Here is a 15,867-nt window from a genome sequence, read left to right as displayed (position 1 = left end):
ATCCCCCCATCCCCCATGCCCAATTCAAAAACAGTTGTTTCCCCAGCTTGGTTGTTTGAGCATCTCGAAGATCCACAAGTGGTCATTGTGGATTGTCGTTTTTCTCTAGCAAATTCACAACTAGGAAAACAACAGTATCAAACAAGTCATATTAAAGGTTCATATTACTTAGATTTGAATCAGGATCTTTCCAGCCCAGTGGCTAAGCATGGCGGGAGACATCCTTTACCCGATCCTAATGATATCGCTAACAAATTTGCAGCAATTGGGATCAATTACCAAGAAAGCTTGGTTGTAGCGTATGATGATTCGCGCTTTGCCTTTGCAGCTCGTTTGTGGTGGCTGTTGCGCTATCTAGGACACGAACAAGTAGCAGTACTCGATGGAGGTTTTAGCGGCTGGCAAAAAGCTGGTTATCCTGTCACAGATGTTATTCCTCAGCCGCGAATGGGTAAGTTTGTACCTCAACTACAAACAGAAAAAGTTGTAAATATTACAGCAGTAAAAAGCCGCAAAGACAGACCAGATGTAGTGTTAGTAGATTCCAGAGAAAGCGATCGCTACCGAGGTGAACGAGAACCAATTGATAAAATTGCCGGACATATTCCTGGTGCAGTCAACTATCCTTGGCAAGAAGTTACAGATTCTTCAGGTTACCTACTTCCTGAAGCAGAACAACGCCATCGCTGGGAGAACCTAGAAACAGCCAAAGAAATCTTAGTTTATTGCGGTTCCGGCGTTACCGCTTGTGTGAATTTACTTTCTCTAGAATTAGCTGGCATCAACAAAGGTAAACTTTATGCTGGTAGCTGGAGTGATTGGATTTCTTATTTATAGTTAGGAGTGAGGAGTTATAAGTTAAGAATTAAAACTTCTGACTCCCGACTCCCAACTCTCAACTCCTAACTCCTAACTCCCAACTTCTAACTCCCGACTCTCAACTCTCAACTCCTAACTCCTAACTCCCAACTCCCAACTCCCAACTCCTAACTCCCAACTCCTAACTCCTAACTCCTAACTCCTAACTCTCCTCACTTTTTTCAAAACCGACCTAGTTGCAAATTGTAATTGATACTGAAGAACCAGCCATCGAAATCAATGTTTTGGGCGGTTGAATTCCCGAAGGTAACACCAGTCTGGAAGTTCATACTGCTAACATCGGATATTCGATAATTTAAGTGTGCAAATAGTCTGTGAAATAAATCTTCTCGATCGCGCTGTGTAAAATCAGAAAAGTTGACTTGATAGTCGATACCAACTTGCAGAGGCTTTTGCAAGTAATAGTTTAGAGAAAACCAAAAAGAATTGATGATGCGGCTGCGGCTTAGAGGATCGGCAAAATTGACACTCAATTCGTATAAGCTATCTAACATCAATTTTGAGGTTAAGGGATCTCGTCGTCCGAAAGACATTTTCACGGCATTTTCATTTAAAAAGCGATCGCCTGCTTTGAAGCTATTGGGGCGATCGCTGTTGTTGGCATAAAATAACTGCTGATTGCTAAAACTGATTTCTCCATACATTCGCGGCGATAGCTGTTGGTAAAGACTCAGATTAAATCTCAGTTGGTTGTAATGAAATTGCGATTGATCTAAATAACGAATGATATTGCCATCAATTGAACCGTTTAAATAAGTTTTAGATCCTATGGGGAAATATGCAGAGGCTAGTGTCAGCCCAGAAATAATTAAACCATCTTCTGTGGGATCGTTTTTTGAGGAAAAAATATTAGTGGTCTGAAAGTAACCGACACGTGCCTTGAGATAGCCGACGGGTTTAAATTTAGGTACAGGCTGCGGCGGTAGTGGCTGTTGTTCTAAGGGTTGTAACCGCACGCGCAATCCCAATTCGCGATCGCTATCAGACTCAGGTGGCTGTTTTGGCTGTTGCAGCAGCTTTCTCAATCTTTCTAGTTTTTGTGAACGTTCGATCTCAGGTAGATTCAACAATTGCTGTGTTGAGTCTGGAGGAGATATGGGCAAATTACTTGGCTGAGATTCTAGCTGTGGTGAATCATTTTGTTCTGGAGTATCCCCTGGTTCTGGATTTGGTGTTGGTTGCGCTTGTGTAACTTGTGGTGTTTCCTGTGCCAAATCTAACGGTGTCTGCAAATTCAAACTTTGGGACTCACTAAAGTGCTTGCACAACAAGTTAATTGTGTCTTGTTCTAAATCCTCGCATGACCCATCAGTTAACTGTATAGTTGCTAAAGATACAATTTTTGAACTGGGAATTGGGGATTGATACCCTAACCAAATCTTCAAAGATTTTCTTTCGCGATACCCACTACCCAGTAACCGTTCCTGTGGTGGCAATTCTTTCCCTAGTTGCTGTGTTGTTAGCGTAGCGTCTCCTGAAGAAGTACCAGAAGAATGAATGCGACCCATTGATGCTAAATCATGATTTGGAGATTCTGCTGCATCGACTCTGATGCAAAACCAGCTACCAACTGTGGAAGCTAACAAAATCCAAAAAAATAAATTTTTCCAGTTCTTGAATCGCATCTCATTCGATTGCGTTAAGGACGTTTGGCAAATGTAGACCCAATACTTGTCGGGTTTTGGGGGAAAGGGAAAGGGGAAAAGGGAAAGAAAAAACCTTTAACCGTTAACCGGTTGGTGAGCTTGTCGAACCATTAACCTTTTCCCCAAACCAAATTCCAGTTTAAAATCCAAAACCTGAGCAGTATTGAATGTAGACCTAGAAGCTGTATCATCAGTTCCTATTCAAAAATACAATTGAGTGCATGTAGTTCAGCTTTTTAGGTATATACTGATATCTACCAACTCAAATTACTCTTTTTCGGATTTACTCCCAGATTTTTTTGCCATAATCATCTGTTGTGATACCAGTTTCCCTTAATTGTTGTTTAATAACATAGACAGCAACTAATAAAACTAAGTTACAAAATGTAAACATCTCTGAAACCCTTACTCATGAAAAATGACAAATGATGACTATAAAAAATTAATTTTCATAGTGCTGACCTAACTTACCGTTCTTCTATCACATTTAAACTTCTAGTTTCTCTAAGTTACCTACTGTACCATTTACAGTAAATATCAACAAATTTAATACAGTTCTTAGGCTCTCTTAACTTGAAGAGAATTGAGCAAAAGATTGATGGCAGTTTCTCATAATATTTTTCTTATGAGGGTAATAGAAGAACGGGAATCAAGTATAGCTAGCGATTTAGAGCTTAATAGCTATCTAACAACTTCACAGTTAGTTAGTTGAGATGATGAGTAACGATTCTTTTTGTCAAAAGATATCTGAAATCTTATTGATGTTGTATTCAACATTTATTTCTGTCCGTAAATTCATATTTACCAAAAAAGATTTTAGATCTTGCTTACTCTTTTTTCGTCAAATGTGGATTAATGTGTCGAAAATATTCAAGAATTTTCCCAAAATATCTTTGACATCATTGTTCGTTTAATTGTTGATATTGAAACTCACCATTTAAATTAACTCTAGGCTTGATTGCATAACGAGGTAAGTTTTAGAATCAAAACTTAAATAAACTAAACACATACTTATTAGTTATTTATTTTATTTGTCAAATGTAGACTGAATTGCAAATAAATTTACCCAAAACAGATGGCTATCTATCAGAATTAGCTGCATCTTAAAGCATTAGTGTATTTGGTATTACTTGAAGTTTAAAAGTTATCAAATTATGTTTAATAGATCCTTACCACTGTTAGTAATTAGTTTATGGGGAATTGCCGCACTGCCTTTACCAGAACGTGCAAGTGCTGTAACTCCTTTAACACGAGCTGAGATTCAGAACCTCCGTAACTTAGTACAACTAATACCCAGAAACAAACTCAAGAAGCGTCCTGCACAAAAATCAGATGCAATGATCCCTGGGGATGGGTTGTCAACTGGTCGAGCTTCTCTAGCAGACTTGCGGTTTAACGACGGCTCACTAGCAAGAGTAGGGGAACAGGCTATTTTTCAATTTTTACCTAGAACTCGCAGCTTTAGACTATCAAACGGAACAGCATTATTATTGATACCACCAGGTAGGGGACAAACACGTATACAAACCCCTAGTGCAGCAGCCGCGATTCGTGGTTCAGCATTATTTGTACGCTACGACCAGCAAACAGACACCACAGTTGTAGGTGCCCTGACAAACAGCGGTATTGAAGTTTCTAACAAGGAAGCTTCTCAAACTAAAGTACTCCAAGCAGGACAGCTGATAGTCATAGTTAAAGGCAAATTTCAGGGTTTATACGATTTCGATCTGAGAAATTTTTATGAAACTAGTGATTTAGTACGGGGATTGGATTTAAATAAGCAAAGTGCTACACCTAATGTAGACCCAGCTATGGCCAGCGTTCAAGCTGAAACGTCCGCGGCTTTACAAGCACAGTCGCCAATAACAGGTAGTGGAGTAGTTGAAAACCCATCTTTCTTAGAGTTAACTAACAGCCCTTCAAATGAAACAACTAACAATGCTGTGACAAATAATTCTCCAATAGCTCCCACAGCAGATGAATCTCCAGTAAACTCCTTCGAGGAAACAGGGCAAGTACTCTCAAATACTGAGCAGCAGACTACAGGCACTAACAACACAACTGTGCCGAATAATAATGTTTCTGTTGATTCTACTGGAACCACAACCAGACCTCAAAATCCCACAGTCCAACCACCAGTTGTTGATTCAGGAACGCCAACCAACCCGGTAGGTGGTGGGTCGGGAACACCAACTGACCCAGTAGGTGGTGGTTCGGGAACGCCAACTGACCCGGTAGGTGGTGGGTCGGGAACGCCAACTGACCCGGTAGGTGGTGGGTCGGGAACGCCAACTGACCCAGGAGATGGCGGGTCGGGAACACCAACTGACCCGGTAGGTGGCGGGTCGGGAACACCAACTGACCCAGGAGATGGCGGCACGGTAACACCAACTGACCCGGTAGGTGGCGGGTCGGGAACGCCAACTGACCCAGGAGATGGCGGGTCGGGAACGCCAACTAACCCAGGAGATGGCGGTTCAGGAACGCCAACTGACCCAGGAGATGGCGGTTCAGGAACGCCAACTGACCCAGGAGATGGCGGCCCAGTAACGCCAACTGACCCAGGAGATGTTCCAGAAACAACCTGAGTCTGCTTTCTTTGCTAGGACTTACGCAAAAACCAGCGGTATCCCACACACTGCAACTTCTCTCCGTGTTCTTTACGTGCTGTGTGGTAACCTGCAACAAGCCGCTTTATATTTACAATTTTCCGTTACCTGTGCGTAAGTCCTATTCTCAACTCGGCTTTTCCAATGGAATAAAAGCATATAGCAGTCCTAAATCATTTGTGAAATCTTGCTGCTGTTGACCGTTAACTGTTAACAGTTGACAGTGAACATTCAACAGTCAACGACCACTACTGAAATTTTTCACAACTCAAATAGGATTGCTATATATTTATACTTAAAATTTGAATATATTGATAATAAATCTTAACTATTGCCTCTACTATCATCAAAGCAAAAAGTAATATTCCCTACGACCAGAGAGCATCTGCTAACGCTAGATTAAATCAAGGGCGAGACTTAAACACGGCTTAACGGATATCCTTATATAGTTCAATCAAATTCTGTGTGTAAGTTCTTAGGAACTAACTTGTTGCTAGAGAGATATAAAAATTTATGGCTTTTGATTACGACCTGTTTGTCATTGGTGCGGGTTCTGGGGGTTTAGCTGCTTCCAAACGGGCGGCTAGCTTCGGGGCAAAAGTGGCGATCGCTGAATATGATTTAGTTGGGGGAACTTGTGTAATTCGTGGTTGTGTTCCCAAAAAACTCATGGTCTATGGCTCTCACTTTCCTGCACTCTTCAGTGACGCCGCAGGCTATGGCTGGAAAGTGGGTAACGCCGAATTAAATTGGGAACATTTTATTACATCCATAGATAAAGAAGTTCGTCGATTGTCCCAAGTACATATCAGCCTTTTAGAAAAAGCAGGAGTAGAACTAATTCTCGGTCGTGCCACATTGGTAGATCCTCACACGGTAGAAGTTGATGGACGCAAAATTACAGCGGACAAAATCTTAATTGCTGTTGGCGGTCGTCCCATCAAACCAGATTTGCCAGGAATGGAGCATGGCATTACTTCTAACGAAATCTTTCACCTCAAAGAACAACCAAAACACATTGCCATTATTGGCGCTGGTTACATTGGCACAGAATTTGCGTGTATTATGCGCGGTTTGGGTTCTGAAGTGACCCAAATTGTCAGAGGTGAAAAGATTTTGAAGGGGTTTGATGAAGATATCCGTGCTGACATTCAAGAAGGTATGAAGCAGCATGGAATTCAGCTAATTAACGATCGCGTGGTAGAAAAAGTTGAACGCGTCCCTGAAGGAGTGAAACTGACTTTATCAGGGGAAGATCTAGAGCCAGTCATTGCTGATGTATTTTTAATCGCCACTGGCCGGACTCCAAACGTAGATGGACTGGGTTTAGAAAATGCTGGCGTTGATGTTGTCCCCAGTACCATAGAAGGGCCGGGATACAGCAGCACAAATGCGATCGCAGTCAATGAATATAGCCAAACTAGTCAACCGAATATCTTTGCTGTTGGTGATGTCACAGACCGAATTAATTTAACTCCCGTAGCAATTGGTGAAGGTCGCGCCTTTGCTGAAAGTGAATTCGGAAATAGTCGCCGAGCCTTCAATCACCAAAATGTACCCACAGCAGTATTTTCAACCCCAGAAGCCTCAACGGTAGGCTGGACAGAAGCAGAAGCCAGGGAGAAACTCGGTGAAGCCGTAAAAATTTATCGCGCTCGCTTCCGCCCCATGTACCACAGTTTGACTGGCAAGCAAGAAAAGACAATGATGAAATTAGTAGTTGATAGCAACACTGATAAAGTCTTAGGCGCTCACATGGTGGGTGAAAACGCTGCTGAAATTATCCAAGGTGTGGCGATCGCTGTCAACATGGGCGCAACCAAAAAAGACTTTGACGCCACTGTTGCCATACATCCCTCAGTAGCTGAAGAATTTGTCACAATGCGGTAATGAAAGTTAAGAGTTAAAAGTTTTATGAGTTATGAGTTAGGAGTTATGAGTTAGGAGTTAGGAGTTTTATGAGTTAGGAGTTATGAGTTAGGAGTTAGGAGTTTTATGAGTTTTATGAGTTGAATAAAGAAACTCATAAATGAAAACTTAAAATTTCTCACTCCAAACTCCAAACTCCAAACTCCTCACTTCTAACTCATAACTCCTAACTCCTCACTCCTCACTCCAAACTCCTCACTCCAAACTCCTCACTCCTAAACTATCTACAGCTTTGCAATACATATATCTTCACGGTTTTGCTTCCAGTCCAAAATCTGCTAAAGCTCGCTACTTTGGCGATCGCTTTAACGAAATTCACACAGAACTGAAAATTCCCGATTTGAATGCTGGCGATTTTTCCCATTTGACAATCAGCCGTCAAATCGCTCAAGTTGTGGCAGAATTACCCCAGGGTTCTACACCAGTAACGATTATTGGCTCAAGTTTGGGTGGTTTGACTGCTACCCACTTAGCACAGCAATATTTACAAATACAACGCTTAGTCTTGTTGGCACCAGCTTTCGGTTTTTTATCTCATTGGTTACCAAAATTAACAAATGAGGAAATACAGCGTTGGCAGCAAGAAAAATATCTCATGGTGTATCACTATGAGGAAGGGCGATTGCTTCCCTTAAATTACAATTTTGTCACCGATGCAGCACAATACCAAGAAGAAATTTTGCAACGTCCCATTTCCACACTAATTTTGCATGGAAAGAATGATGAAGTCATTCCTATTGAAGCTAGTCGTGACTTTGAGCGATCGCGCCCTTGGGTGGAGTTAGTCGAACTCGACAGCGACCACGCTTTAGGTAATGTTATGGAAGAAATGTGGCAAGCAATTCGCCTCTTCTGCCAATTACCTTAAATTTGTCAAATCTTTTACATTTGATTGTATTTAACTACTTATATTTTTCAGTAAGTACTACTAAACTCATAGTTCTCAAGAGACTACATTCATCTATCGTCAAGAACGATTAGGTGAAATTATTTATTTTGTGGACAGTATTGATTTAAAATCCAAAATCTAAAATCTAAAATCCAAAATCTATATGCTTCCCTTCATTCGACCAGATTTAGCACAATTTACAGCCTACAAACCCCACCCTAGCAGCGATACCGCTGCATCAGTGCCCACACAGTTCGATCGCCTCGACACAAATGAAAGCCCTTATGATTTACCGCCCCAGTTAAAAGAAAAGCTAGCTTGGACATATCAGCAAGAAATTGAAACAAATCGTTATCCTGATGGCGGACATGAGGCACTTAAAAGTGCGATCGCTGAATATGTTAATGAGTCAGCTGGTGTTTCGTCATCTTTGTTTAACGCTGCTAATATTTCTGTGGGCAATGGTTCAGATGAACTAATCCGTTCTTTATTAATCGCCACTTGTCTAGGAGGAGGAGGTTCAATTCTTGTTGCCAATCCCACTTTCTCAATGTACGGAATTTTGGCACAAACTTTGGGCATTCCTGTAGTGGGAGTGGGTAGAAATGAAAGCAATTTTGAAATTGACTTAAAAGCCGCCCAGTCAGCCATTGAACAAACTCAAAACCCTGCGATTCGGGTAGTTTTCGTGGTGCATCCCAATTCGCCAACTGCCAACAGTCTAACTACGGCAGAGTTGCTATGGTTAAAGAGTTTGCCGGAAGATATTTTAGTAGTGATTGATGAAGCGTACTTTGAATTTAGTCAAACTAGTCTAGTCGGTGAATTACCACAGCACCCCAATTGGGTGATTTTACGCACTTTTTCTAAAGCTTTTCGATTGGCATCTCTTCGCATCGGCTATTGCGTTGCTCATCCAGAAGCGATCGCCATTTTAGAAAAAATCCGCTTACCCTACAATCTTCCCAGCTTTTCCATCGCAGCAGCATTAATCGCTTTACAGAATCGCACACTCTTACTTGAGTCAATTGGGCAAATCTTAACAGAACGAGCCAAACTCATTGAAGCTTTATCCCAGCAACCAGAATTACAAATCACACCCAGTGCTGCCAACTTTATTTACCTGCGTCTCAAACCAAATAGTTCACACTCACAAGACGCTACTTTAAAAAGTTTGCATCATAAACTCAGAACACTGGGCACTCTTGTGCGACATATTAGTGGTGGATTGCGAATTACTGTCGGGACAAGTGAGGAAAATGCCCGTACTATTAATAGAGTACAAGCCTCTTTGGCAAATTTAAAACTTTAACAAATCACTCAATAAATCTACCATCAACTTCACTGCCCAAACGGCGTACCACTCCCACTGTTTGGGGCAGCACACCCACTAAAAGAGCAAAGGCTACATCCGGAAGAAGAGAAACTATTTCCGGTGGAAAGTACTGTTCAAATTGATCGAGAATTTTTTGGACTCGCTGGGCAGGCAACGGATTTTCTGTAATTTGTTTGATCAATCTAATCCACTGTCGCCTAATCAAGTAAGCTTTTTGACGTTCTTCATTAGATTCTGGAGTTAACAAAGACAGATTACCTATTGGCAGTACCCCTTGGCAATCAAAATCGTAGTCTCCACCCACAGCAGCCCCAGGGCCAGCAAACTCTGCATGGTAACGTTTAAACAGTATTAATCCGTTTCGCCTGCGACTATTGACGATGAAAACCTGTCCACTGTGCAAACTTGTAAGGATCTCCGAGCCTTGCGGTTGCTCAGTTCCATCTGGCATGACAAGATAGTCGGGACAACTAGTTTCAGGGTAATAAGTTGATACCATAGCGGGCTGATAGCGGCGATGCTGTTCGCTATCCATGTTTTTTAAACTTTCAAAGAATTTAGTAGTAGTATGCACTTCAATAAGCAACCAGCTGTTATATCAAATGAGATTTTTCATCTTTTCATTAACAGTCTTGCGGTCAATTTATCTACGATAGGAATAAATAGACATTATTCACTAATTGAGTGTTTATATTTTATGAGATACCAGTAGATTTGTCTCCAGATTATAATAATGTTTTTTTAAAGTTTTTATAAAGATGAATATCTTAATTACAAAGTTATTATGAGGAATTGAGAATCTTTTTAGATTCGATGTATAAGTATCTCTATTATAGTCTATTTCTTTTTTGAGAAAAAACATATTTAAATTTTATTAATTAAAATAACAAAATACAAAAGATAAATTTTTCTAAATGAGATACTTCTAGAAATTAAAACTACGATTTGTAATTTTAATCATACTTGAAAGAAAAATATATTTCAAAATTGTCCCAAGCTAGATATTAATTTCAAAAAAATCACTGATGGATTCCTATATCTGCCTTTGAACTGGTTTTGAAACGATAAATCGGTATCAAAAAACCAATTTATGTTAAGAAATATTAATCGAACTAAAACCCTGTTTCATTGTTTCTTACGGCCTTTTGCCCTCTGGGTTGAGCAGTTGCTGATTTTGGAAACCAAAAAGACAGTAATGCTTCATCTCCTGCCCGATCTTGACGATAAATATTCACTACAATCTACTTATCTTCGCTTATTTTCAAGGTTTGAGATGAAGTTAATTTATCCTGAGATTGCCAGCATTACTAAGAGGATGTTGGATGAGTGTCAATAATTTTGCCTTGATGTACAGCCAAAGCCTTGGTGGTTAGGACATTAACAGACAAGAAAACTCAGACATCAAAAGACTTTTGACGCAGTCCCCAGTCACCAGTCCCTTGCTATATAATCTCACTTTATTTGGTAGATACTATTTTCTATTCTCTCAAAGCAAGAAGACGGTGTTGCCAAGGACTTTCCCAACAACCTCTAGAATTTGTTCAAAGCGATCGCAACATTAAAAATTATAGATAGATGCTCGAAGAAAATTTAGACAATAGAGTCAGCACTTAAATCTTTATGCAATAACATCTGGCTCGAACGTCTCAACAAAAATGTATGCCAATTCGATTCAACTTTATGTACTCGATATCCCAGCTTGAAATAAAGCTGCCTTGCCTGGTGATTATTTTCTAGAACGTGGAGATATAAATCTTTAAATCCCCATTCTTGAGAGATTTTTTCACAGCGATTTAGTAACCCTGACGCTACGCCATGCCTACGATAATTTGGGTGAACCGCCAAGTTGGATAAGTAAGGCAAACCCAAGCCCTCTTGACTCCAGGAATCGCTGTAACGCACACCAAGTTCTACAGTACCTACTAAGTTACTAGCAGCACCAGTAGTATAATCCAAAGCAACTAAACAAACATGACGAGGCGCAGGTGATACTATGCGATGTCTCAAGTCTTCGTAAATACCCAGACGTAACAAAGGAAAAGTCCATCCCCACATACCTTTTTGTGAGTGAAAACTTTCAGCAATAATTTGGGCAACACTAACTAAATCAGCAGGTGTAGCCATACGAATTTGGAAATGATGAGAAGTTGGATGGATTGGCTGTTGGTGGTAAGAGTGAAAAAACCGATATTTCAAGGCTACTTTAGTATTGATTTGATTCAAAGAAAATTTTTGAAAAATTTTAAAACAGTCTTTAAAGCAACAGAAGGCCGGGGACTGCCAGAGAACAGGGGATAAGGCAGATGAACAAGACGTGAAGAACAGCTCTGATACCATCTCCGTGTCATATGAAGTTTTCAATGTCACTAAAGATTGCAGAGTATTCCCATAACTTCTTTCCCTGATGCTTAATTTCAATTCGCAGTACCCAACACCACAAATCCCTAATTCTACTTCTTAACCACCAGCACTTGTCTTTATGATAGTTCTGATTGCTAAATTGGAAAGAGGCATTTGTCTAATAGTATACTTTGGCTTTAAATCTTTTTGTTTTAATATTATTGGCTCTACCATGACTACCATAAATAAAATTTACCTGCAAGTGTTAGTACAACTGCTGTGCGGGGAAAACTTAATATGCAGCTTCATCTGGATTTTTCAGCTAGCCATGAGTGCTGTATGTAGTATCAGAGATTGCTCATTGGAGGTGAAAGAACATTTGGCAAGCAAGTATAGACTCCATCACACTAAAACAGACTATAAAATCAATTACTCTGTACTAGAGCAAACAGTAATCGATATCAGTCATTGAGATAAATCACTGTGAGTAAACGCTCCCAAACTCAGCAGTCATGTAGCCAAACAGCCTTATTGGTCGAAATGCTCTGCTCTTACCTGACTCAGAAAAATCCTCATCCCATCAGATTATTCTTTATCCGACTGCCGTTGCAGCAGGAAAGCGGTGCATGAAATCCCAAGCAAACAGTAAGCCTAAAATTTTGGTTGTTGATGATGAACCAGACAACCTTGATTTGCTCTACCGCACTTTCTATCGTGACTATAAGGTGCTAAGAGCAACCTCTGGCCCTGCGGCACTTGATTTGCTGGCTCAAGAAGGAGAGGTCGCGGTGATCATCTCTGACCAGCGGATGCCGATGATGAGCGGTACAGAATTTTTGAGCCTGACAGCAACTCAATACCCAGATATTATCCGGATTATTTTAACTGGCTACACCGATGTCGAAGACCTGGTGGAAGCAATCAACGCTGGTAAGGTTTTCAAATATGTTACTAAACCGTGGGAAGCAGAGGAACTTAAAGGAGTTGTACGCCAAGCTTTAGATACCCACAATGTCCTCAAAGCCCGTACCCGCGAACTTACCCGCACACTCAGGCGAGAATCACTGCTGAATACAGTCACAAATACAATTCGCAGTGCATTAGACTATCGACAAATTTTGCAGGCAATTGTAGATTCAGTGGGTCAGATGTTGGAGGTGGATGTCTGTTTGTTGCGTCCCTTCCAAGATGAACAGTTGGCAGATAAAGGATTTATCTATCAAAAGCCTCCGGAAGAAAAAAGTGATGAGGATACACTCATACAAGGACACAAAGACAAGCAGAGCAATGTTCCTATTTTCCCCCCATCTTCCCATCTCCCCATCTCCCCCTCTTCATTGCTGGCTCACACGGTTTGGGAAACCCGTGAAGTTCAAGTAATTCATGATGTAATAGATGATGAGCGGATTCAAGGTGATACCCCGGAACTGCAACAACGTCGAGAAGCTTTTGCTGCCGCAGAAATTTGTTCTAGTTTAGTTGTACCACTAATTTGTCAACAGGAATTGATGGCAGTGCTAGCACTGCACCAGTGTTCCCTGCCCCGCTCCTGGGGAGACGATGAAGTGCAACTAGTATTGATGGTGGCGGATCAAGCAGCCTTAGCTTTATCTCAAGCTTATGCTTACGAACAAGTACGTGCCCTAGCTAAGCGAGAGAGTTTGATTAATACAATTACTAGTGCGATTCGCTCTAGCCTAGATCCTGAAGATATTTTTGCAGCTATTACTCAGCAATTGGGACAAGCTTTACAAGTTGATGGCTGTGTTCTATCCCTGTGGACAGAGGAAGATGAATTTGTTCAGTCTGTGGGATTGTATGACAGCTTTCAACATAGGGAAAATTTTGGTTCGCCAGTTACAGAAAAAAATATAAGTAACAATAATTACCTATTAACAGAATTACCTAATTCTCAAACTTCCATAAAAGAGAATCCAATTTTACAAGAGATCCTCCAGACACACGAACCAGTAGTAATTATTGATGTCAATCATTCTCGCAGAGAAATACAGAGTTTTGATTTGTCTTTGAAAATGCCAGCGCGATCGCTAATGGTGGTGCCATTATTAGCTGACGGCAAATGCATCGGTAGTATTACTTTATGTGAAAGTAATAAAACACGTAATTGGTTATTATCTGACATCGATTTAGCTAAAGCAGTAGCAGCTCAAGCTGCCATCGCTGTACAGCAATCACGCTTATATGAAAAAACTCGCCAACAAGCAGAACGCTTATTTGAATTAGACAAACAAAAAACAGAATTTTTTCAAAATATTTCCCATGAATTTCGCACTCCCATTACCTTGATTCAGGGGCCTTTAGAGTCAGCAGTGGGGGCTGGTGAGGGATTATCATATTCCCAAAGTGCTATTGCTTTGCGTAACTCCCGTCGTTTACTGCGACTGGTTAATCAACTGCTGGATTTACAACGTCTGGATGCAGGAAGAATGCAACCTAGTTTTCGTCCCTGCGATTTAGTGGAATTTGTCAGCCAAATTGTTGAATCTTTTCGCCCCTACTGCGAGAAAAAAGGGCTGCAACTGACTACACACTTAAATGAATGTCCTACGGTGTACTTGGATATGGAAAAATTTGATAAGGTTGTTTACAACCTGCTATCAAATGCCATGAAGTTTACTCCCGAAGGTGGGACAATCAGCGTCAGGCTAAAATTCGCAGGCGATCGCTGCATCTTAGAAGTACAAGACACTGGAATTGGCATTGTTCAAGAACAAATTCCCCATTTATTTGAGCGCTTCCGGCAAGCTGAAGGTTCAGCAAACCGTTCCTATGAAGGCAGTGGTTTGGGTTTAGCTTTAGTTAAAGAATTAGTAGAATTACATAGCGGTCAAGTCAGTGTGGATTCAGTGTATGGTGAAGGTACTACCTTTAAATTATCGCTAGTTACTGGTACTGCTCACTTACCCACACAGCAAGTGCTGGAAACCCCTGTTGAACTAAACACAAGCCGCGCTAGTGTAGAATTGGCTGATTTAGAACTGCTAGATCAAACAGCAGATAATAATATTGAAAATATTACAAAAAACTTATCATCCATTTCTGAAACTCAAGAATCACCACTGGGCACTGGACACTGTATTCTAGTTGTGGACGACAACCCCGATTTGCGAAGTTATGTATCTGATATACTGCGCCGCAATGGCTATCAAGTACAGACATCTCGTAACGGTTATGAAGGATATCGCCTAGCTAAAGAAATTATACCCAGCTTGGTTCTAACTGACTTAATGATGCCCTTGGTGAGCGGACTTGAAATGATTCAGATGATCCGCTCTCAGGAGAAGCTTAAAGGAATACCAATCATTTTGCTCACAGCCAAAGTTGACGAAGAAACTCGCATCGAAGGCACAGAACATGGTGCTGATGCTTATTTAGCAAAACCATTCAATGACAGGGAGCTTTTGGCGGAAGTTCGCAACCTCTTAGCGTTGAAAGAAAATGAAAGACGAATCTCGGAGTTAAATACATATCTCACTGAATCCGTACTCAAGCGGTTTTTGCCTGCTGTGTTGGTGCAAAAAGCTGCTGCTGGAGATTTGGCGTTAGATTTGCGTCCAGAACCACGTTTAATTACAGTTTTGTTTAGTGATATTGTGGGTTTCACGCAGCTAGCAAATACCCTTAGATCCCGGCGAGTAGCAGAGTTGCTCAATGAATATTTAGAAGCTATGACCAAGGTTGTATTTGCTAATGGCGGCACTGTAGATAAATTTATGGGAGACGCTATCTTAGCTTTGTATGGAGCGCCGGAAGAACTAACTCCCAACGAACAAGTACGTCGTGCTATCAATACAGCCAGAGGAATGCACCGCTCTTTGGATCAATTAAACCAACGGTGGCGAGAACAAGGTGTATTTGATGGTGACAGACAAACTGGCGTGCAGTTTCGTTGTGGTATTCACCAAGGTACAGCAGTTGTGGGAATGTTTGGCAGCGCTGAACGTGCTGATTATACTGCCATTGGGCCGAGTGTGAATATTGCTGCTAGGTTACAATCTGCTGCTATTCCCGGTACGATCTTGGTTTCTGCTGCTGTGGCAGATTATTTGCAAGAAGAAGAAATTACTAAAGGAAGTCCCTTAGAACTGAAAGGAGTTGATGAAACAGTTCTAACTTTCGCCGTTACATCAGAGGTAATGATTAATCGCTAAAATTTAGACTGGATTCTAAATTAGGGAGTGAAAACTGATAACTGGTTAAAGCATACAAATTAGTAAA

General features: G+C 41.0%; 9 protein-coding genes. 6 read left to right on the top strand and 3 right to left on the bottom strand.

Going from position 1 to position 15,867, the window contains the following annotated elements; genetic code table 11:
• Positions 1 to 15 precede the first annotated feature (15 nt).
• Positions 16 to 837: a sulfurtransferase gene (locus VF06_RS04805; protein ID WP_099067368.1), complete on the top strand. Its 822-nt coding sequence runs from the start codon at positions 16 to 18 to the stop codon at positions 835 to 837.
• A 203-nt stretch (positions 838 to 1,040) separates the two neighbouring features.
• Here VF06_RS04805 and VF06_RS04800 read toward each other — a convergent pair whose 3' ends face one another.
• Complete coding sequence (locus tag VF06_RS04800; protein ID WP_099067367.1) at positions 1,041 to 2,504, bottom strand: hypothetical protein; 1,464 nt, start codon at positions 2,502 to 2,504, stop codon at positions 1,041 to 1,043.
• 1,175 nt (positions 2,505 to 3,679) lie between these two features.
• Between VF06_RS04800 and VF06_RS04795 the strand changes: the two genes are divergently transcribed.
• The 4 genes from VF06_RS04795 to VF06_RS04780 all read left to right on the top strand — a co-directional run bounded on the left by VF06_RS04795 (position 3,680) and on the right by VF06_RS04780 (position 9,264).
• The gene (locus tag VF06_RS04795; protein ID WP_099067366.1) at positions 3,680 to 5,113 is read left to right on the top strand and encodes a FecR domain-containing protein; all 1,434 of its coding nucleotides are present in this window, start codon (positions 3,680 to 3,682) and stop codon (positions 5,111 to 5,113) included.
• Between the two features lie 534 nt (positions 5,114 to 5,647).
• Positions 5,648 to 7,024, top strand: a complete 1,377-nt coding sequence (gene gor / locus VF06_RS04790; protein WP_099067365.1) for a glutathione-disulfide reductase — start codon at positions 5,648 to 5,650, stop codon at positions 7,022 to 7,024.
• A 271-nt stretch (positions 7,025 to 7,295) separates the two neighbouring features.
• Entirely contained in the window at positions 7,296 to 7,931 is a 636-nt protein-coding gene (locus tag VF06_RS04785; protein WP_099067364.1) for a YqiA/YcfP family alpha/beta fold hydrolase, read from the top strand.
• A gap of 184 nt (positions 7,932 to 8,115) precedes the next feature.
• Entirely contained in the window at positions 8,116 to 9,264 is a 1,149-nt protein-coding gene (locus tag VF06_RS04780; RefSeq protein ID WP_099067363.1) for a histidinol-phosphate transaminase, read from the top strand.
• Between the two features lie 4 nt (positions 9,265 to 9,268).
• On the opposite strand, the gene VF06_RS04775 is transcribed toward VF06_RS04780, so the two are convergent.
• Both VF06_RS04775 and VF06_RS04770 read right to left on the bottom strand, forming a co-directional pair.
• Positions 9,269 to 9,823, bottom strand: a complete 555-nt coding sequence (locus tag VF06_RS04775) for a hypothetical protein (RefSeq protein ID WP_099067362.1) — start codon at positions 9,821 to 9,823, stop codon at positions 9,269 to 9,271.
• Between the two features lie 1,055 nt (positions 9,824 to 10,878).
• Positions 10,879 to 11,511, bottom strand: coding sequence for a GNAT family N-acetyltransferase (locus VF06_RS04770; RefSeq protein WP_244917925.1), 633 nt, complete (start codon positions 11,509 to 11,511; stop codon positions 10,879 to 10,881).
• A gap of 743 nt (positions 11,512 to 12,254) precedes the next feature.
• Here VF06_RS04770 and VF06_RS04760 point away from each other — a divergent pair.
• Positions 12,255 to 15,800, top strand: coding sequence for a response regulator (locus VF06_RS04760; protein ID WP_099067360.1), 3,546 nt, complete (start codon positions 12,255 to 12,257; stop codon positions 15,798 to 15,800).
• The last annotated feature ends 67 nt before the right edge of the window (positions 15,801 to 15,867 follow it).

It is taken from the genome of Nostoc linckia z4 (genome assembly GCF_002608075.1).
Classification (GTDB): domain Bacteria; phylum Cyanobacteriota; class Cyanobacteriia; order Cyanobacteriales; family Nostocaceae; genus Nostoc; species Nostoc linckia.
The sequence above is the reverse complement of the archived record's forward strand: the minus strand, read 5'-3'. Positions and strand labels throughout refer to the sequence as shown.

What these genes read in the sequence shown, in the direction of transcription:
- VF06_RS04805 (WP_099067368.1), top strand. Translation starts at nt 16, where the DNA reads ATGCCCAATTCAAAAACAGTTGTTTCCCCAGCTTGGTTGTTTGAGCAT.
- VF06_RS04800 (WP_099067367.1), bottom strand. Translation starts at nt 2,504, where the DNA reads ATGCGATTCAAGAACTGGAAAAATTTATTTTTTTGGATTTTGTTAGCT.
- VF06_RS04795 (WP_099067366.1), top strand. Translation starts at nt 3,680, where the DNA reads ATGTTTAATAGATCCTTACCACTGTTAGTAATTAGTTTATGGGGAATT.
- gor (WP_099067365.1), top strand. Translation starts at nt 5,648, where the DNA reads ATGGCTTTTGATTACGACCTGTTTGTCATTGGTGCGGGTTCTGGGGGT.
- VF06_RS04780 (WP_099067363.1), top strand. Translation starts at nt 8,116, where the DNA reads ATGCTTCCCTTCATTCGACCAGATTTAGCACAATTTACAGCCTACAAA.
- VF06_RS04775 (WP_099067362.1), bottom strand. Translation starts at nt 9,823, where the DNA reads ATGGATAGCGAACAGCATCGCCGCTATCAGCCCGCTATGGTATCAACT.
- VF06_RS04760 (WP_099067360.1), top strand. Translation starts at nt 12,255, where the DNA reads ATGAAATCCCAAGCAAACAGTAAGCCTAAAATTTTGGTTGTTGATGAT.